This is a genomic window from Oscillatoria sp. CS-180, assembly GCF_028330965.1.
Lineage (GTDB): Bacteria > Cyanobacteriota > Cyanobacteriia > Phormidesmidales > Phormidesmidaceae > Halomicronema.
The window spans coordinates 93,028-112,332 of record NZ_JAQMUB010000092.1 but is presented as its reverse complement, the minus strand read 5'-3'; the positions used below and the strand labels follow the sequence as shown (position 1 = coordinate 112,332).

At 48.6% G+C, this 19,305-nt stretch carries 21 protein-coding genes; 11 read left to right on the top strand and 10 right to left on the bottom strand.

The genetic code is table 11. The features are described from left to right. Positions 1–6: 6 nt before the first annotated feature. From PN498_RS25035 to PN498_RS25025, 3 genes are all read right to left on the bottom strand, one after another. Positions 7–666, bottom strand: a complete 660-nt coding sequence (locus PN498_RS25035) for a class I SAM-dependent methyltransferase (protein WP_272066180.1) — start codon at positions 664–666, stop codon at positions 7–9. Between the two features lie 295 nt (positions 667–961). Then, complete coding sequence (locus PN498_RS25030) at positions 962–1,246, bottom strand: hypothetical protein (RefSeq protein ID WP_272065505.1); 285 nt, start codon at positions 1,244–1,246, stop codon at positions 962–964. A 443-nt stretch (positions 1,247–1,689) separates the two neighbouring features. Beyond that, complete coding sequence (locus PN498_RS25025; RefSeq protein WP_272066179.1) at positions 1,690–2,025, bottom strand: hypothetical protein; 336 nt, start codon at positions 2,023–2,025, stop codon at positions 1,690–1,692. Here PN498_RS25025 and PN498_RS25020 point away from each other — a divergent pair. The 5 genes from PN498_RS25020 (at position 2,024) to PN498_RS25000 (ending at position 5,854) form a co-directional block, all read left to right on the top strand. Next, positions 2,024–2,239: a hypothetical protein gene (locus tag PN498_RS25020; protein ID WP_272066178.1), complete on the top strand. Its 216-nt coding sequence runs from the start codon at positions 2,024–2,026 to the stop codon at positions 2,237–2,239. The two genes, PN498_RS25025 and PN498_RS25020, sit on opposite strands and share 2 nt — an antisense overlap. Positions 2,240–2,393: 154 nt before the next feature. Further along, entirely contained in the window at positions 2,394–3,500 is a 1,107-nt protein-coding gene (locus PN498_RS25015; protein ID WP_272066177.1) for an aldo/keto reductase, read from the top strand. Positions 3,501–3,616: 116 nt separating this feature from the next. Then, positions 3,617–4,429 (top strand): SDR family NAD(P)-dependent oxidoreductase, encoded by an 813-nt coding sequence (locus PN498_RS25010; protein ID WP_272066176.1) that lies wholly within the window; start codon positions 3,617–3,619, stop codon positions 4,427–4,429. Between the two features lie 151 nt (positions 4,430–4,580). Further along, positions 4,581–5,120, top strand: a complete 540-nt coding sequence (locus PN498_RS25005) for a DUF4334 domain-containing protein (RefSeq protein ID WP_272066175.1) — start codon at positions 4,581–4,583, stop codon at positions 5,118–5,120. Between the two features lie 389 nt (positions 5,121–5,509). After that, a complete protein-coding gene (locus PN498_RS25000) occupies positions 5,510–5,854 on the top strand; it encodes a hypothetical protein (RefSeq protein ID WP_272066174.1) in 345 nt (114 codons plus the stop codon). An 86-nt stretch (positions 5,855–5,940) separates the two neighbouring features. Here PN498_RS25000 and PN498_RS24995 read toward each other — a convergent pair whose 3' ends face one another. After that, positions 5,941–6,897 (bottom strand): SDR family oxidoreductase, encoded by a 957-nt coding sequence (locus PN498_RS24995; RefSeq protein WP_272066173.1) that lies wholly within the window; start codon positions 6,895–6,897, stop codon positions 5,941–5,943. 92 nt (positions 6,898–6,989) lie between these two features. Next, positions 6,990–7,094, bottom strand: coding sequence for a cytochrome b6-f complex subunit PetM (gene petM / locus PN498_RS24990; RefSeq protein WP_272066172.1), 105 nt, complete (start codon positions 7,092–7,094; stop codon positions 6,990–6,992). Between the two features lie 240 nt (positions 7,095–7,334). Between petM and PN498_RS24985 the strand changes: the two genes are divergently transcribed. Further along, positions 7,335–8,483 carry a site-specific integrase gene (locus tag PN498_RS24985; RefSeq protein WP_272066171.1) on the top strand — a complete coding sequence of 383 codons (1,149 nt, stop codon included), beginning with the start codon at positions 7,335–7,337 and terminating at the stop codon, positions 8,481–8,483. Positions 8,484–8,597: 114 nt separating this feature from the next. Then, the gene (locus tag PN498_RS24980) at positions 8,598–9,476 is read left to right on the top strand and encodes a hypothetical protein (RefSeq protein WP_272066170.1); all 879 of its coding nucleotides are present in this window, start codon (positions 8,598–8,600) and stop codon (positions 9,474–9,476) included. Between the two features lie 15 nt (positions 9,477–9,491). On the opposite strand, the gene PN498_RS24975 is transcribed toward PN498_RS24980, so the two are convergent. From PN498_RS24975 to PN498_RS24965, 3 genes are all read right to left on the bottom strand, one after another. Next, a complete protein-coding gene (locus PN498_RS24975) occupies positions 9,492–10,442 on the bottom strand; it encodes a YihY/virulence factor BrkB family protein (protein WP_272066169.1) in 951 nt (316 codons plus the stop codon). Between the two features lie 199 nt (positions 10,443–10,641). Then, positions 10,642–11,436 carry a toll/interleukin-1 receptor domain-containing protein gene (locus tag PN498_RS24970; RefSeq protein WP_272066168.1) on the bottom strand — a complete coding sequence of 265 codons (795 nt, stop codon included), beginning with the start codon at positions 11,434–11,436 and terminating at the stop codon, positions 10,642–10,644. Positions 11,437–11,538: 102 nt separating this feature from the next. Continuing rightward, positions 11,539–12,195 (bottom strand): hypothetical protein, encoded by a 657-nt coding sequence (locus tag PN498_RS24965; RefSeq protein WP_272066167.1) that lies wholly within the window; start codon positions 12,193–12,195, stop codon positions 11,539–11,541. A gap of 299 nt (positions 12,196–12,494) precedes the next feature. Between PN498_RS24965 and PN498_RS24960 the strand changes: the two genes are divergently transcribed. The 4 genes from PN498_RS24960 to PN498_RS24945 all read left to right on the top strand — a co-directional run bounded on the left by PN498_RS24960 (position 12,495) and on the right by PN498_RS24945 (position 18,351). Continuing rightward, entirely contained in the window at positions 12,495–14,522 is a 2,028-nt protein-coding gene (locus PN498_RS24960) for an elongation factor G (protein ID WP_272066166.1), read from the top strand. 554 nt (positions 14,523–15,076) lie between these two features. Continuing rightward, entirely contained in the window at positions 15,077–16,432 is a 1,356-nt protein-coding gene (locus PN498_RS24955; RefSeq protein ID WP_272066165.1) for a GntT/GntP/DsdX family permease, read from the top strand. Positions 16,433–16,436: 4 nt separating this feature from the next. After that, positions 16,437–18,002 carry a gluconokinase gene (gntK, locus tag PN498_RS24950; protein WP_272066164.1) on the top strand — a complete coding sequence of 522 codons (1,566 nt, stop codon included), beginning with the start codon at positions 16,437–16,439 and terminating at the stop codon, positions 18,000–18,002. Between the two features lie 109 nt (positions 18,003–18,111). Beyond that, the gene (locus PN498_RS24945; RefSeq protein WP_272066202.1) at positions 18,112–18,351 is read left to right on the top strand and encodes a ferredoxin-thioredoxin reductase variable chain; all 240 of its coding nucleotides are present in this window, start codon (positions 18,112–18,114) and stop codon (positions 18,349–18,351) included. A gap of 17 nt (positions 18,352–18,368) precedes the next feature. Here the strand turns inward: PN498_RS24945 and PN498_RS24940 are convergent, their stop codons facing one another. Both PN498_RS24940 and PN498_RS24935 read right to left on the bottom strand, forming a co-directional pair. Continuing rightward, positions 18,369–18,596: a hypothetical protein gene (locus PN498_RS24940; protein ID WP_272066163.1), complete on the bottom strand. Its 228-nt coding sequence runs from the start codon at positions 18,594–18,596 to the stop codon at positions 18,369–18,371. A gap of 74 nt (positions 18,597–18,670) precedes the next feature. Then, positions 18,671–19,168 (bottom strand): hypothetical protein, encoded by a 498-nt coding sequence (locus tag PN498_RS24935; protein ID WP_272066162.1) that lies wholly within the window; start codon positions 19,166–19,168, stop codon positions 18,671–18,673. Between the last annotated feature and the right edge of the window lie 137 nt (positions 19,169–19,305).

Below are 19,305 nucleotides of genomic sequence, written 5' to 3'. Positions count from 1 at the left end.
GTGTTATTAGGCTTCTTTTTTAGCAATGAACTGAACCACAGATGACAGGCCAGTATGACCTTCCCCTTCGCATACTTCGCGTTCAATTTCTTGAGCCAGAATTGGCTTGAGATTTGGGAATTCTTGACGAAGTTTTGCAACAGACATAAGCATATCAATATCTTTTGGGCCGCCAGTATTTTTTGCTAACTGGTTTTCTGAGTAAGCCTCAAGTAGAACAATCCCATTGGGTTTTAGCGCTGCCTCGATAAGGGGATACAACCGGAGGCGGATACTGCTGGGTAAGTGGGCAGAGATGGAAATAACGGAGCCATAATGTCGTTCTTTAGGCTGATAGTGGGCGAGATCGGCTACCTCGGTTTCGATCGCTACGCCTTTAGATCTGGCAAGTAATTGCGCTTTTTCTAACCCAACTTTCGAGCAATCAACGCCGAGAACATTTAGACCCTGTGACGCTAGGAAAACAGCATTTCGTCCTTCACCTTCAGCTAGCGAAAGAACTGGCCCCCTAAGCAAATCTATGTTTTCTGCTAAGAAGGTATTTGCCTCCTTTCCGTAAAGATATTGCTCAGTGATGTAGCGCTCATTCCAGAACTCTTGGTTATACATAGGCTTTTTACCTTGAGGGCACAGCAACATACTTGAAGGGAACAGTTCTGCAAACACCCTTGGATGCGGGTGATTAGGTAAACATTCGTCAGCTTAAGCAACTTATACGGGCCGTTAGGTGGAAGTTCGTCAGCCTAACCGTCGTGTCTTCCTATTCGGTTCGAGAAGTGCCAGTAGCTATGTTAGTCCGCAAAAACTGTTTTGATATGACTAATAGAGCTAGCGCGATCGCCCCGCCTTCCCCTGCTTCAACCCCTCGGTTTCTCATAAAAGCTCGGACCAACAATCCACCTTCTGATAAAAACCGGGGGGCTAATTCTTAATAAAAACCGGGGGGCTAATTCTTAGCGTGCTACTCGAACAGTCTGTCGCGCTGCAAGTATCGCAACACGTCACCAGGGTCTTGGCGAATCAGCACACCGTTCTCCGGCACGTCGATCTTCGGACTCCACTCGATGCGTTCGATGCAGTTCCGCAGGTGAAACAGATCAATGGCGCTTTGGGTGTCCGCTTCAGTGCCCACCAAGTAAAGACGTAGCCGCTTGTGTCGTCGCTGGGGATGAGCAGGATTGCTGGGCAGCGACGGCGGTGCCGCCTCAGTATGATGAGACGGCAAGAAGTATTGAATGGTAATCACGAGGATTCCTCCAAGAATCGTTTTGGGTTGGAATCCCCGAAGATTCAGTCGCCCTTAGACGAAGCGCTTCGTGGGGCGACCTAAAATAGGCAAAGCCCGTACGACAGGTTGGTTCTGTCTATGGGTTAGGCGCTGGTTTGTGTTGGTTCCACTTGCCAGTGCCGCCGACCAAACGTTCGGGGACAGCAAGCTGCACGGAGGCAGCTATGGTTGGTGATAATAATTCATTTGATCCCCCAGGACAACCGTATGGAACAGCAAACGAATCAATTACTGCTGTGCACAGTGTATGGCGGTATGCAAGTGAAACAAGTACACTCGTTCCCTACTCCCCTGTAGTTAAGCAACATGAGTAAGGCTTTTAGGTTCCAGCATGTTTGATTGTCCGGGGGAGATGGCTATGGCTGTGGCTTTGACTGCTTTAGCCTTGGCAAGTCAGACCTCTATTCGCTTGGCTCTAGCTGACTGACGCGCTCTTGCAACTCCCGGACGTCCAGCTTCAGTTCGATCGCCAACGTCGCCAAATTATCAAACTGTTCCTCTAAGGAGAGTTCGTTGGGCAGGGCTGTGGATTCGACTGGTGCAACAGGACGGCCAGGATTGTTGATTTGAGATTCTAATCGAGTGATTTGCGATCGCACCCGTGACAGTTCGGACTCCAGTTGATCAATACGGGACTCTAGGCGAATGCTGTTGGTTTGTGCAGTACTAACGGCGATCGTGCATAACCAGCAAAACAACACCAAGAGACCGATCCAGAACACTCTTTTTATCAACATGGAAATAGCCCTGATGTGGGCAATGACGCTACTTCTCTTGCTTCTGAAAATTTCGGGGTGTGACTCCCTTGACCTGTTTGAATACTCGGGTGAAGTGAGACTGATCGGCAAATCCAAAGGTGTGGGCAACTTAAGCGATCGCGCAATCCTCTTGTTTAAGCCTATGGGCTGCATGATCAACGTAGCGTTTCAGCACGTATTAGAGGGGTATTAATTCGACGATGTCTTTGAACAACCGGGAGAAATGGAATTTACTCAAATCCGTTGGCTGGCGCTGCAATTTTGTCCCGAAACTGAGTAGTTTAGTTCAAGAATCATTTTAAACGCTGTCCCCTAGCAACGACTGTACACCTGATTGCGAGCACAAAATGAACTACTACACCCTGGGCAACACTGGACTCCGCGTTAGCCGTCTGGCTTTGGGCACGATGACTTTTGGCGATGATTGGGGTTGGGGCGCGGATGAGTCCAATGCCCGTCAACTGTTCGACACCTACTTGGAGGCGGGCGGCAACTTCATCGATACAGCCGACCTCTACACCAACGGCAACAGCGAGCGCATGCTAGGGAAATTTGTGACCGAGAGTGGTAGCCGCGATCGCGTCGTCATCACCACAAAATTTAGCTATAACGCCGAGCCAGGCAATCCCAATGCAGGCGGCAACGGGCGCAAAAACATTCTGCGAGCGGTCGAAGGATCCCTCCAACGGCTTAATACAGACTATATCGACATCTACATGCTGCACACTTGGGATCAAGTGACCCCTGCCGAGGAAGTCATGCGAACCCTGGATGACTTGGTGCGATCAGGCAAAGTCCGCTATGTTGCTCTTTCTGATGCCCCTGCATGGTACGTGGCTCAGGCTCAGACGATCGCGCAAGAACGTCATTGGGAACCCATCAGCACCGTTCAGCTGGAATATTCGCTGGCGGAACGCAATATCGAATATGAATACACGGCGATGGCAAATGCTTTAGGCACGGGCATTATGGTCTGGTCGCCGTTGGCGAGTGGTTTGCTTTCCGGCAAATACAAACCCTCAGAAGACGGGGGAGCAGGCTCCGGACGGTTGGCTATGCTGGCAGACAGTGGTAATCCGGCGTTCAACAAATTTACCGAGAAGAACTGGGCGATCGTGGCAGAGTTGGAACAGGTTGCCAAAGAACTTGATCGCTCCATGGCCCAAGTTGCGCTGAACTGGGTTGTTAATCGTCCTGCCGTTGCTTCCGTCATCATCGGCGCTACCAAGCTGCACCAGCTGAAAGATAATCTGGGTGCCCTGGAGTTTGAGATTCCTACAGAGCTTCAGCAGCGCTTAGAGGATGTCAGCCGCCCTGAATCTCGTTTTCCCTACACGTTTTTTGAATCCACTCTGCAAGGCATGATTCATGGCGGTGCTGCTGTTGGTGATAAGCCTAATTCTTATCATCAGCCCGTTCTGGTTGAAGCGTCTCCCGAAACCGCAACAGAGTAGTGCTCGACGTTGGTCTGACAAATGACGACGGGGAATCTAACTCAGGTGAGACGGTGAAGCATCCTTTCTTCGTCACGCTAAAGAAAGGTTCACCCTTCGTGTTAGTGACGTCTGTTATGGCTTCAACAGTTCTTATTACAGGAGCATCTCAAGGTATTGGTCGAGCGATCGCAACCCAGTTTGCTCGCCACGGTTTTAATGTTGTGATGGCCGCTCGTCAGGGCGATCGCCTCCAACAGGCTGCGGCTGAACTCCAGGCTCAACATCACTCGTCGCTGGCGATTCCCACAGATGTTCGCGATCCTGAGCAAGTCAAGGTTTTGGTGCAGAAGACTTTGGCTCAGTTTGGTACGGTTGATGTCCTCGTGAACAATGCGGGTATTTATATCTCTGGTCCAGCGAGTCAGTTTTCTCTAGACGATTGGCATCAGGCGATCGACACTAATCTGTGGGGTTATATTCATACCATTCATGCTCTGCTACCCCATTTTGAAGAACGCAGAAACGGTACCATCGTCAATGTTTGCTCCATCGGTGGCAAGATTCCGCTGCCGTATTTGGCACCTTATACAACCTCCAAGTTTGCGATCGCGGGCCTGACTCAATCTTTGCAGGCTGAACTAGAGCACAAAGGTATTCACGTCTGCGGCATCTATCCCAACATCATCAAAAGTAGTTTCTTGGATCGGGCAATCTTTAAAGGAAACAGCCAAGAGGATATGCAGCAGCGTCGCGAGCAAGTTGAAAAAGTCCTCCAAGTGCCGTTAGTCGAGACGCCAGACAAGGTGGCTGAAGCAGTTTGGGATGCGGTTGAAAATAAGCGCGGCGACGTTACGGTTGGCAGTGCCAAGCTCTCTGAAGGGAGTTATCGAATCTTTCCTCAAGGACTGCGATGGATGATCAGCAAAGTCTTTCAGAATCAAGATTGAGAGGATTGTGTTTTACTCAGAATAGTCATAGCTAGGATGGCAATGCTTGCCCTAAGCTAGTTTTGGGCGTCGAATCGTTCGTTTGCCCAAGCCCTGAGGATGTTAGATTAAGTCCGGTTTTATACGCTGTAGTCTAATTCATTGCTAAAAGATGCTGACGTTAGAAAATTTTGACACCATTCGTCTACAGGGTCGAACGACCGTAGCAGAAGCCTTGGCGCTATTCGATCAGCTTGAACCAGTTGATCTGGACTTCATGATGGGACGGTGGCGTGGCTCTGAACTATTGACGGGGCACCCCATGGATGGTCTGCTTGCTGCTACCAATTGGTACGGCAAAGAGTTTGTGAGTCCCGATTGCGTTCACCCACTCCTATTTTCAGGCAATAACGATCAGTTGTTCAAAGTTGCTCCTCAGGCGTTTTTGATGAACTTGGCGCTAAAATCCCCTCTGCCCAGAAACGAAGCTCTAAAGCCTGTTTATACCTCTCTCACAACGCTTCTTAAAACTGAAGAAAGTCAGGCTCGTTTGCGGATGATGGAACATCGCGGCAAAGTCAGCGCCACGATGATTTATGACTATCTACCCATTCACGATGCCTTCAGAAAAGTCAGCGATGACACTGTGTTTGGTCTCATGGACTACAAGGCTTCAGGAACGCCCTACTTTTTCATTCTCGATCGCGCATAGCGGATTGACTGTTCTAGAAATGTGGGTTGGGTTCGCATCAGGGGATCCAGCCATCGAAGATTGCAGATTTTGGGGTTTACTCCGTTCACGCTACCCTGCATAGCTCATTTTCTTAATCTGCACGCTCTGGTATAGCCGTCGCCAGTTCCGTTAGGACAAGGCGGCGATGGGCTAAGCACTCAGATGCTATTAGGTGCACCAGCCTAGATGGCTAAAGCTATAGTGTCAGGAAAACCCTCCACACCTTCTCGACACACATCCCGATGATGGTCGTTGGAAAATGTGTCTTTGGGTGGAATAGGTGAACTACTCCTCGTCGGTAGGCTATTGCTCAGGCGGTTTGCGATCGCCTCCCTATCATCCATGCACGAGAGAGTTTTATGCAGTTCATGTCTTTTGTTCGTCATCGTTCGTTGCAGCGCCTATTCACGGTTTGTCTAGTCGGAATTCTGAGTCTGGTCAGTGCGATGGCGATCGCAGTAGCTCCCAGCTATGCTCAGGTTCCTTTTGATTCCCAAGAGGCGCATGGTCAAACTTTGGAGGACCTGACAGGGCGTCCTAAAGGTGCTCCATTAAGTGACGAAGAACGGCTAGACCGTGCCTACACCATTAGTGAAGCGGCTGGTTTAAGGGAAGAGAAACGACAGGCTGAAGGCAAAGTTGACCCCAAGGAAGGCAACAGAAGCCTAGTGGAGAAAGCTAAGGATGCTGTGGAAGATGTTATAGGGAAGTAAAGTGAATTGAGCCTTTGAAGGCGTTGATAGCCGTCGCCAGTTCCATGGGGCAAGACGGCTATAGAAGGCTATCGCCAACATCGCACCTAGAAAGGTAGCTTTTTCTTGCTGGCTTTTTCGCGATCGTAGTCCAACTCTTTTAGCTTCTTCAGGATGCGACTGAAATATTCGCCCAGATACTCCTCGACGGTGGTCATTTCATCAGGATTGATGTGGAACGTTTCATAGACCCCATCCATCGATGCCGTTAGCGGTTCTGAACCAACGACGACCTCAGTGAACGCTAGGCGATCAGCTACGTTCCAACCCCATTCAAAGAAAGAGGTTATTTTTTGCACGCTCCTTAGCAGTCCCAACGGCATTCGAGAAACTCGGGCATCCTGCCCCGTTAGACGTTCGCATAGTCGAATGATTTCGTTTGAATTCCAAGCTCGACTACCCGCTAACGGAAAGCTGTGATTGATCGTCTCTGGGTGATTCAAAGCGGCTACGGCAAATTGAGCAATGTCCTGGGTATTCATGTAGGCGATCGGAGCTGCTCCGTTCATGACCCAAATACCCTGTTTTTCCAAAATAGGAATTGCGTATTGACCAATCAAACCCTGCAAAAAGCCGCACGGGCGCAGAATAGTGTAATCCAGTCCAGATTCGGCTAAGAATTTCTCGGTGCAGTGCTTGATGTTCATCAAAGGCACTTCTGGATATTTTTCAGCATCTAGGATGGAAATGAAAACGTATCGGTTAACTCCAACTGCTTTTGCGGCCTTGATGAGATTGACTTTGCCATCCCAGTCAACTCTGTTGATCGCGTCTGTTGGTCGAGCAGTTGCAGCATCAATGACAGCGTCAACCCCCTCCAGTGAAGGCGGCAGTGTTTGAGGCGCACACAAATTACCTCGTAGCAGCTGTGCTCCCCACTCTCGCAGGAAACCACCCCGCTGAAAGCTCCGCACTAAACACTGCACTTCGTGCCCTTCATCCAGCGCTCGCCGAACGATTTGTCTGCCCAGCGTGCCAGTAGCACCTACGACCAAGAGTTTCATGAAAAATTAGAAACAAAAGTTTACGTTTTTATAACCATACCAGATGAACCCCAGGTGTCTCATCTATCCAGCCTGGGGATTTTCCCAAACCTCTATTCTTCTCCACCCTGCAGGCGTAGCATCAAGAAGCCTAACCCTAGGCCAACGAGCACTAGCGTGAACAGTAGAATAGCTGTACTGAAAATTTCGCCACCCATCGAGATCCATCTCCTATGCTTGAAGTTGATTGGTCAAGAAGCGTTTTATTCGCAGACTTAATTCTACAGTTTTGAGGTCTATCCACTGAAAACGGGTAATGTCTTGCCATCGCAAGTTCAGAAGTTAGAGGCCCAGCCCAGCCTTTCCAGGACTTACGCAATAAAGCTTGAGGGCTATCGGTGTGAGCAGATCGCCTCAAATTCTTTGGCACAACGGGTAGTCCAATTCGCTTTATTCCTATGACCCATCCCTTAGATACCCATATCGAAAAAGTTAACACACGCCTCAAAGCCGCTCGACTGGGTCTCAAAATTGAGCGACGAGGGGACATGCTAGCCCTGCGAGGCACTTTGCCCCCCCGCCCTGGCAGCGATCGCCACCGCTCTCATCAGCAGCGAATTCCACTCAAGCTGCCCGCAAACAAGACAGCTCTGAAGCAAGCTGAACAGGAAGCCAAGGTCATCGCTGCCAAATTGATCGAGCAAACTTTTGACTGGAGACCTTATTTGGTTCAAAAAGGTCAGGTTTTGGGGTCTGATGAACTGGTGGACAAGATCGCCGCCTTTCAAGAGCAGTATTTGCAAACGGGGATGGCTGATCCAGATAAGCACCCTGCCTCAGTCAAGACGACCTGGGATAAGGCTTATGCGCCCTATTTGAGAAAGCTACAAGACATTTGCGATCGCCGCTCTACCTTGAGTTTGCCAGAAGCGATCGTGGCTACCGTGAAAAATACTCGCGCCAATTCCCGCAGTCGCCAGGTCTGCTGCACTGCCCTGGATGCCTTTGCGACTTTTCTAGAGCTAGAACTGCCGATTGATCTGAAAACCTTGTGGGGTAAATACGGCAGTAGTCGTACTCAAATGCGTCAGTTGCCAACTGATCAGCAAATCATAGATGGATTCCATCGCATTCCCAATCCGGCTTGGCAGTTTGTTTATGGCATGATGGCGGTCTATGGGCTACGGAATCACGAGGTCTTTTTCTGCAACTATGGCTCTTTGATAAATGGAGATCCTGAGGCTGCGATCGAAGTCCTGGAGACGACTAAAACAGGTAGCCATGATGTTTGGCCGTTTCCCCCCCAGTGGATTGAGGATTTTGGATTGCGAGAAGTTATCCTGCCAGAAATTGAAACTGACCTTGGAAAGACAACCCTACAGCGCATCGGTCAACAGGTCACCTTACAGTTTCGGCGGTATGACATTCCTTTTTCGCCCTATGACCTGCGCCACGCTTGGGCGGTACGGACTATTCTTATCGGTTTACCTGACACGGTTGCAGCTCGCATGATGGGACACTCTGTCGCCATTCACAATCGCACCTACCATCGCTGGATCACTCGTCGAGACCAGCAGAAGGCAGTGCGCGCTGCGCTCAAGTCGTAGACAGCATGGGTTCTCTGTGGCCTCTTTGGGCAAATTAAAGCCAACACGTCCCCAGTCATCGCATGGCAGCAGCGAATTAATTGACCAAAATTCATTGATGATAGGAGTAACTTTATGCGGCTCTCTCAGAAGAGACTGTATCAGTTGCGGGCGGCAAAACAGGAATTTTTGCTGGAATTTTCCAACTATCGACGGCTATTAGCAGACACCTTGTTTTCACGCCAGAGAATTGCTAACAATCAGGAAATTAGAGTTGCTGGGTTAAGACGAACGGGTAATCACGCCGTCATTGGTTGGATCAGGGCACAGCATAGCAAATATGCCCTTCATTTCAATCATCCCCCAGCGAGCAAAAATCCTTACCAAAATGCTTATAAACACTGCAAGAAAGACATTTTAAAGCAAGGCGCAAGAGGCGATTTTTCGCAGCAAAGTCTTTTGATTATCAGTTATGAAGATCAGCCGTTGGCGGAAGTTAGCTCTAGAAAGTTTGAACTTTTTCACGATGTCTATGTCGGACGCTCACAGACTAGATATGACCTATTAGTCCTTAGAGATCCCTTCAATCTGTTAGCCAGTCAGCTCAAGTCCAATATGGTGCGTTTGTCGGATGAAAGTGTCCAAACTACCGTTTCTTTATGGAAGAGCTACGCTAGAGAGTTTCTTGACGAGACGCAATTTCTTTGTCACAGAAAGACGTGTGTGAACTTTAACCGCTGGCATCGAGATGTCGATTATCGGCGGGCGATCGCAACCCGCCTCAATATTGAGTTCACCGATGCAGGGCGTGAAAAAGTTAGAGGATATGGCGGTGGTAGCTCTTTCGATAAAACGGGAATGGACGGTGAAGCCACCAAGATGAAACTCGCTCAACGATGGCGTACTTTTGAGCACGAAACCTCATTCTGGGACGTCTTCAAAGATAAGCAGCTTTTGGAGTATGCTGAAGCAATCTTTGCAGACGAAGACTTACCGTTAGATCACGTTTTCTAGAGTACTCTCAGCTGACTACTTACTATCAACCTTCAAGCTTTCAGGGCAGGAATACAACCCATTGCGGCTGCCAAACAGATAGGTGTAAACATACGTCAATTCACAACCCAAGAAAAAGACCTGACAGCTTAAGAAAATCCACAACAGCAGAATCATGACGCTGCCAACGGCTCCATAGGACAAAAATTGCTCGCCCACACGAATAATACTGTTGCTGGCTAAGTGCTGTAGCAGCATAAATAGCCCGGATGTGACGAGTCCACCTAAGCAGACGTCTCGCCAGCTAATACGAGTGTTGGGTAATACCTTAAACAGCAGCATGATGACGGCTGAGATGCAGAGATAAGAGGTACTTGTCTGTAGCGTCTTGAGCACTAAGAGGTCGTCGATTTGAAAAATTCCAACGGCATTTTCTAAGTCTTTGACAATTTCAATAACGACCTCAATCACAATTTTAGAGACCAGAGAAAGGAAGATTAAAGCGGAAGTGCTGAAGACCAGAACAAACGCTAAAAAGCGATTTCTCATAAATGTTTTGGCCGCAGATTTAACGCCTCCGTCATTTTCGCTTTCTCTATGAACCTGCCAGATTTTGTTCATAGAGCGAGTGAGAGCACCAAAAACTCCACTTGCCGTAAAACACAGAATCAGAAAACTGATAATTCCGGCTTCCAAACTATTGCGATTAAGTTGACTGAGCGTGTTGTCTACGACTGAATAAGCTTCAGGAGGCAGGCTGCTCCTAGCAAATAGCAGGATCTGTTCAGACGCTCCACTTTCGGGACCGATGAACGCACCGACAATACTTAAAACGATCAGAACTGTGGGGAAGAGTGAAAAAAGTGCATAGTAGGACAAGGCCGCTCCCATTTCTAAGCAATCATCCCTTTGCCACTTCAAGGCAGTTTGAATGATAAGCGCTGCTGGTCGGGACCGTAAGAGCTGAACGCCTGGTACCTTATCCACATTTTTGAACACAAGCACAAAGCGCCTGAGAGGTTTACTGGTTTTGATAATACCCATACTCTATCAATCTTTCCTCAGACGTAGACCGCTACCAAAGCGAATAATGCCAGAAATTGAGTCGTTCTCCTTACAGGCCAGGAGGTAACAAACTCCGAGTCGATGACAATGGGTAGGCACTCCAGTTGAAGCGATGCGATCGCTAACCCGGATTAATCACTGAGTTCACGACAGCTTCTAGTTCTTCTAAGCCGCACCCAAGGGGACTTTGGGCCCAATTAAGCAATGCAGGAACTCGCTGTCCTTGAGGGGCGATCGCGGGCGGTAGCAGAGGCGGTGGCACGTTCAACGCATACACCACTGAGTCGAAGGTTGGACCCGGTAAGTTTGATAGCAACTGGAAAAGTCCCAATCGCTTTTGAGTCTCGTCTCTAAGGTTAGCCGATTTCCTAGTCTCTGAGTCTGATGGGGCAGAATCTTGAGGGGGTGGAGTTGCCCATCCATCATCTTCGCGTGGTGCTGCCTCGTATTGGCTGTCCAGAATGGCGTTGACTACTCTGGAGAGGCCACTAGCGATGTTAGTGTAAGCAGAGTCTTGATTGCTCCATTCAGTGACAGGTTTGCCATCTGTGGGCAGCGCATTGAGCTTATGAAGGGGAGTTTCTGACCAAGCGCAGGGAGCCATAACAATAGGAATTACGCGAGCAGTTCCCTGTTGGTTGCGGAACAAAGCCCGATTCATCTCCTTGCTATAGCAGAAGTCAGAGGCAATAAACCGGGCCGTAATCAGTAGCAGAATAATATCTGCTGCATCTAGCTCCTCTAAGATCTGAGTGTTCCACTCAATGCCCGCATCAATCTGTCGATCTTGCCAAATCTCGATCTTCTTAGCTCTCTTTAGAGCGGCAAGGTGATACAGCAGGTCTTGCTTTAAGCTTTCATCCTTATGAGAGTAGGAAATAAAAACCTTTAAAGGCGGTCTAGAGGCAGTTTGCATTATGAGCGATCGCGAGACTCTCGACTACTATAGCTGCTCATTCTGGGTCCTACCCAGGCGAATTTGCAGAAACTGAGTGCTTCTATTACCTAATGGGTGAATTTACTCTAATTGAACAGTTTGGGAAGCCTCTCCATGGGGGGCTGGGGTCAGCATGAGGGTATTCCCCGAAAGCGTAATATCGCCGTCGTAACCACCGCCCAAAGCAAATTCACCTCGTCTTGTCATCACCAAGCGCTGCCGTACATACCCGTTGTCTATTTCGGTGTCGAGATCAAAGCTCACCAACATGAGAAATGGGAATATACCGGAACCGCCTGTATTGATCCAAACCCTCAGCACATGGACGCCATTATCAAGGCGACCGACAGGCTGATAACCGACAAATTTGCTGTCTCCAGCGTCAGTCCATTCTGCAAAGATACGTCCCTCTTCTAAGGGATAGACCTCCCCACCAAATTGGTTGGTGTCTGCTACGGTGCCCTCCAGGTCTACCGCGATCGCGCCAGGTAATGTGTCCGATAGCCAAGGAATCAGGGCAGCAACCGCTCTGGGATTTAGCGGCTCACCTCTGAATGTGAGAGAACGCTGCAGCTCCTCTAAAGCAGCTCCGTAGTCGAGTATTTCGGTGTAAGCAATGCTCTCAGAGCTGAGAGCGGAGCGATCTTCTGGTGTCGGCAATGTGGCTGAAGCCTGATTTTGAATGCCAATAGCGAAACAGCCTATGGCGATCGCGCCAATAATGCTAATAAGTTTCACCCCTGGCTTTCTAAAGAATTGTCTACAAACCACGAAAAAACCCTTTTTTCTTAAGATTTGATGAGCCAAAATTGTTCTTCGCAAAGCAGTAATACAGCATGCCCAGTGATTCATATTTCTCTACACTTACTCACGAAACTTAGAGTCGTGAATTTTTTTCAACAAGAAAATCGCTAGGGTTATGAAAGGATTAATGTGAAGCTAAGTCAGCGCATCAACTGATTTTCAAGGTCAACACAGTTTCTATCCGCTACGGGAATTTTGTTGAGATTGTTCTACCCAAATGGAAGGGGTAAATTATGACTCAGAAAGTTTTATCGGGGCCGCGCAACATTGCGATTGTTGGCCCCTACTCTAGTGGTAAAACAACACTTTTAGAAAGCTTGCTTTATGTCAGTCAAGCGATTACTCGTAAGGGCAAAATTGAAGAAGGCAATACATTAGGAGATGCTACGCCTGAAGCCCGCGATCGCACCATGAGTGTGGAACTAAATGCCGCCTGTACTGAGTACGGCGGCATTCGCTTTAATTTTGTGGACTGTCCCGGTTCCGTTGAACTGCAGCAAGAAACGGACAATGCACTGATTGGCGTTGATGCCGCCATTATTGTCTGCGAGGCCGATCCTCATCGCGTATTGACCCTGGCTCCCTTATTTCAGTTTCTTGATAGCTGGGAGATCCCTCACCTCATTTGGGTCAACAAAATGGATCGGGCTGCGGCTCCATTCCAAGAGGTTTTAAAGGCCTTAAAAACCGTTTCTAGCCGACCTATCTTGCCGCAACAATATCCCATTCGAGAGGACCAAAAACTAGTTGGTTTTATTGATTTAATCACTGAGCAAGCCTACCACTATCATGCTAATGCTCCAGCTGATCACGTTCCTTTACCTGAGTCTTTGAAGGCGCAGGAGCAGGCGGCTCGTGAAGAAATGCTAGAGACCTTAGCTGATTTTGATGATCATTTACTGGAGGAACTGCTAGAAGATATTCAGCCTCCTGAAGAGGAAATTCTCCGCGATCTGAAGCAAGACTTAGGTGCTGACTTGATCGTGCCGGTTCTCTTTGGAATTGCCTCCGAAGACTTTGGCTCACGTCCCCTTTGGGATGCCTTAGTTAAAGAAGCACCGGATGCCTCCGTAACGGCTGAAAACCGCGGGGTTGATGCTTCAGTGACTGAGCCGTTGGCGCAAGTCCTCAAAACGTTCTATTCGCCCCAAGGCGGCAAACTGTCTCTGGTCAGAATTTGGCAGGGTAGTTTGAGTGATGGCGACTGCTTGAATGGCGATCGCATGGGCGGTCTTTATCGACTCATGGGACAACAGCAAGAGAGTCTTTCAAAAGCGAACGCTGGCGATATCGTAGCGGTTGCTCGTTTGGACCATGCCCACACGGGTACAACCCTATCGACTCAATCAACGCCTAATGTTGAGCTACCAACGGCAGAAAAACTGGCTCCGGTGTATGCATTGGCGATCGCGCCCGAGAATCGCAGTGATGAAGTGAAGCTGACGGATGCGCTGAATAAGCTGATGGAGGAGGATCCTTCTCTCCGTTGGGAACAGCACGGCGATACTCACGAAGTGATTCTTTGGGGCCAAGGAGAAGTTCATCTGAACATTTCTCTAGATCGGCTACGTCGCAAGTACAACTTGCCGATGACGACTCACTTACCACGGGTTCCCTACAAAGAAACCATTCGTAAAGTGGGCAAAGAAATTCGCGGTCGCTATAAACATCAAACAGGCGGCCACGGGCAGTTTGGCGATGTATGCCTAGACATTCGTCCCCTAGAGCGGGGCCAAGGTTTTAACTTCGATCAGAAGATCGTGGGTGGAGTGGTGCCACGTCAATATATCCCCAGCGTTGAGACAGGGGTGCGGGAATATCTCAGTCAGGGGCCGCTAGGTTTTCCAGTGGTGGACGTCGCTGTGACCTTGACGAATGGCTCGTATCACGCGGTGGACAGTTCCGATCAGGCATTCAAGCAAGCCGCGAGGATTGCTATGCAAGAGGGATTGCCGAAGTGTGAGCCAGTTTTGCTGGAACCGGTCGATGCGGTTGAGATTTCTGTACCGAATAGCTTTACGGCAGGGGTCTTGAAGCTAATTAGCACCCATCGCGGCCAGATTTTGGGCTATGAAGCCAAAGCTGGTTGGCAGGGTTGGGACACTGTTGCAGCCCATATCCCAGAATCAGAAATGCAGAACTTGATTTTAGAACTGCGATCGCTCTCAATGGGTGTAGGAACGTTCTGCTGGCACTATGATCATCTTGATCCGGTGCCGGATGCGTTGCGCGATCGTATCCTGGCAAAGGCAAACGCCTAAGGTCTTCTGCTGATTTCCTAAGACCTTAACTTCAAAGCCCTCCCTGATATTGTTCAGGGAGGGCTATTTGGATTTTTATAGCTTTAGCCTTTCAGACTTGTGCACCTAATCGCATCCAGATGCACATCGCTAGACGGCTCACCGTCTTGTCCTCACGGAACTGGCGACAGCTATGTAGCCGAACCTATTGCCATGGGACTATATCACGTTCTCTGTGAAGTGTTTTGAGGAACAAGTTTCCGCTTGCTCTACAAAAATTGATGGGTTGCAAGCCCTCAAATTGAATTAGCATAAGCTTCATTTTAGTTTACAAAACATCCTGCTTGTAACTGTAAACCAGGGCACTTTTTTGTAGGGCCTCTTTCCCTAGAAGGATGTTTTTATGGGTGTTTAATTAAACCCTATTAATAAGGCCAATCAAATACCTTATGCCGCAGCGACGAATTGGCTATTTGCTCCTGTCACTACCAGTTGGTGAATAGTATTTTTCCTGCTAGCCATATGTGCTGAAATCCTTTGAGTGGCTCAGCTTTTTTGAAACAGTTTTTTTGGAAATGTCTACCTTTTCTCTCGTTTTTATTGCAGTTTTGGGTGTTGCCCTACTGCTCTTTCTGGTTATTTTTCTGCGCTTGCAAGCCTTTATTGCGCTGCTGATTTCTAGCCTTGTAGTCGCAATTTTAGGCGGTATTCCTGCCAGTGAAATTGCTGACACTATTCAGCAAGGAATGGGCAGTACGCTCGGATACATCGCCATTGTGATTGGTGTGGGGGCGATGTTTGGCGAAATCCTTCAGGTTTCAGGAGGGGCTGAACAAATTGCTAACACCCTTGTTAAACGATTTGGTGAAGATAAAGCCCAATGGGCACTCGCGGCTACTGGCATCATCGTGGCCATTCCTGTCTTTTTTGATGTTGCTCTAATCTTGTTTATTCCGCTGGTCTACAGTTTGGCGCAACGAACGGGAAAATCTTTGCTGTACTACGGAATTCCGCTTGTTGCGGGCATCGCTGTTGCTCATAGCTTTATCCCTCCAACGCCTGGTCCTGTGGCTGTCGCATCCCTTTTAGGAGCCGATTTAGGATGGGTTATCCTGTTTGGTTTAATAGCTGGAATTCCGGCCACTCTGATTGGTGGCATTTTCTTTGGTAAGTACATTTCCAAGCAGATTCACTTGGATGTTCCTACCCATATTCTTGACGAACATAATCCTAAAGCTGATACCGCTGAGAAGAAGCGCATCCCCAATTTCGGTTTGGTTGTCGCCATTATTGCGGTTCCTCTGGTACTCATTTTATTGAACACTTTCTCGACCGTTTTGTTGCCTGAGGACAGTACCATTCGCGGCTGGATTAGTTTTATTGGTCACCCTTTTACAGCGCTTATTGTAGCGGCGTTACTGTCGTTCTATTTCTTGGGAACGCGATTGGGGTATTCCATGCGCGAAATACAGTCGTTTGCAACGCGATCGCTCGAACCGGTTGGCCTCATCATTCTGGTCACGGGGGCAGGTGGCGTTTTCGGTAAAGTTTTGGTTGCAACGGGAATTGGAGAAGCGTTGGCCAATCTCATGGCGGCTTCCAATCTACCGATTATTCTCCTAGCCTTTTTGATTGCCACAGTTGTCCGTGTGAGTCAGGGTTCGGCAACAGTATCGATGGTAACGGCTGCTGGCCTTATCGCTCCGGCTATTGAAATTGGTAACTATTCGGCTCCACTAGTAGGAGCACTGGTGATTGCGATCGCCTCTGGGGCGACTGTACTGTCCCACGTCAATGACTCTGGTTTTTGGTTAGTGGGTCGCTTCTTCGGCATGGACGAAGCTGCTACGTTCAAATCCTGGACAGTCATGGAAACAATCCTGGGAGCAGTGGGATTTGGAGTGGTTTTTGTCGCAAGTTTTTTCCTATAAAGTCATGTTTGAGAACCCGTATGTCATCGGTGTCGATATTGGCACTACCAGCACTAAATCTGTCCTTTTTGCAAAAAGTGGTGAAGTTGTCCACAAAAGCGCTGTTCCTTATCCTTTGTTGTCGCCAACCCACGCAACAGCGGAACAAGACCCCAAAGCAATCTTTTCGGCTGTCATCAAAACGCTACGAGATGTTGTTAGTCGGATAGAGCCGGCGCAGGTTCTTTGCCTGTCTTTTAGTGCGGCTATGCACAGCCTGATCCTGATGGACGAACAGCACCGTCCCCTGACCCAAAGCATCACTTGGGCCGACAACCGCAGCGCCAAGTGGTCTACCAAGCTTAAAAATTCAGAGCAGGGTCAAAGAATTTATCGACGTACGGGAACCCCTATCCACCCCATGTCTCCGCTAGTTAAGATGCTGTGGCTACGGAACGAGCATCCTGAATTGTTTGAGCAAGCTGCTCGGTTTATTTCCATTAAGGAGTATGTGTTTTATCAACTCTTCGAGCAGTATGTGGTGGATCACTCGATCGCCTCTGCCACGGGACTACTGAATCTACAGGCGCTGGATTGGGACAGTGAGGCGCTTGAGATAGCGGGAGTTTCGCCCAAACAACTTTCGACCCTTGTGCCAACGACACATATCTGTCAGACAATGCGAACGTCCTGTGCGGACACAATAGGGCTGCCTGCTGATTTACCCGTCGTCATTGGTGCGAGTGATGGTGTGTTGGCGAATCTGGGTGTTGGTGCTATTCAGCCAGGAGTAGTGGCGACAACAGTGGGTACCAGTGGTGCGGTCAGGGCTGTTGTCGATCAACCTAAGACAGACCCGGATGGAGTTCTGTTTTGTTATGTCTTGACTCAAGATCATTGGGTTATTGGCGGCGCTATTAATAACGGTGGTATTGCCCTGAGATGGATTAGAGACCAGCTTGCAGATGCAGAAATCGATACGGCAAAGCTGTTGGGTAGGGATCCCTATGACATGTTGACCGCGATCGCCAATACGATTCGTCCGGGCGCTGAGGGATTGATCTTTCATCCTTATCTATCAGGTGAGCGATCGCCGCTGTGGGATGCCAATGCAAAAGCAAGCTTCGTAGGTCTGGGGATGCACCACAATAAGGCTCACATGATTCGAGCTGTATTAGAGGGCGTCGTCTATAACTTGTACTTGGTATTGGAAACCTTGCAGGACACCATTGGAGAGGCCAATAGCATTCGGGCTGCAGGTGGGTTTGCTCGTTCCAAGCTTTGGCGACAAATGCTAGCCGATGTTTTCAATCGCGAAGTTATGGTTCCCGAGAGCTATGAGAGTTCCTGTTTTGGGGCCGCTATTTTAGGACTGTTGGCACTAGGAGAAATTGATAGTCTGGATGTTGCTTCGGACATGATTGGCACCACCTATCAGCATCGGCCCATAGCGCAAAACGTTCAGGTTTATCAGAGGATCATTCCTATCTATCAGCGATTGCTGGAAAAACTTCAGCCAGAGTATGCAATCTTGGCACAGCTGCAAAATGAGTTGGAGTCTCAGCCATTGAATGAAGAAGTCAACGGCTAAAAGTAGTTTCTGTAACAACCTGTGTCAAGATAGTAAAGCTGTGAAAAGAGGCGAGCCGCTCCATTCTAGTGAGGGCGGAAGCTAGTGCTGAGAGGAGGCTGAGTTGGCAATGCAGGTTGGCGATCGCGTTCGCATCAAAGAATCGGTTATTTTCTACCATCATCCCCTGCATCGCAATACCGCCTATGATGGCAAAGGGCTAGAAGGTGAAGTCACGGCTGTCTTATCCGATTGGCAAGGTCGCCCTATCAGCGCTAATTTTCCGGTGATTGTTCAATTTCAGGTTGAGGGCGCAAAGCGTCCCTTCAAAGCTCACTTGAGAGAAAACGAACTGGAAGTTCTAGGTTAGCCAGCGTCGTTGTCAACCTATTGACGCTTTTTGCAGAAGAGCGCAAATAGATTTGGTTCTTGCTGCATTGCGGCATGATCTCGCTGGTTTTGTTCGACGAGCTGATCGTATTCCTGATAGTGAGCTTCTAAGGCCTCTCGATAATGCTGCTCCTGCTTAAATTCAATAGCCAACTGATGTAGTTCTAGTACCTCTAGAACGTCTCCTGGAGTAGGCTGATATCGTCGCAGCAGGTATTCAAACACGGAAAATTCTCTCGTGAACCAATAGGATCAGGATAAACCAGGTCACGGAGTTAAGTGAGGTAAACTTTGCAGTTTTAGAAGAATTGTACAAAGTTTTCCTTGGCCCACTCTTGAGCTTCGCTCCGTCGCTCGAAGGGTCCATAACCCTCTCGATCATCTGGAACCCTGACCCAAAATCCTTCATTCCTTATTGGTTCAACAATTTCTAGCCGACCGCTCGGAGAATTGAAGGTAGCTATTACCCCTAGTTCAGCAGCGCACTGATCCAAAAAACGTTCAAACATACCAACTTCATAAGTTTGGGCGGCACTATTGATAACTTGGTCGGATCTTGCCTCTGCGCATTCCCAGACACCAGGTAATGGGATAAATGTGCCATAAGCAAAGGCTGGCTCGTTTTGCGTATTTGATTCAGCGGTTGTTTCTTCACTTTGATTTGATGATGCTTCGGCATTGGCACTTATTCCACAAATATTGCTCATATCAACAGGGCCATATCCCATATCCATCCAGCAGACCCAGTCTGTGGTAGAAACTTGAGCTACTAAAACTGATGCTAATATCCCGAACATATGACCTCGCGTAACGATGGAAGATTCCTTGTCAGAATTCCCATGAGGTCACTAGCTTTCGCAATTGAATCAGTATAAAAACAAGCCTGAAACTTGTCCGTGAAAAGTTCTATAGCAAAGGTCTGAGTTAAGAGCTT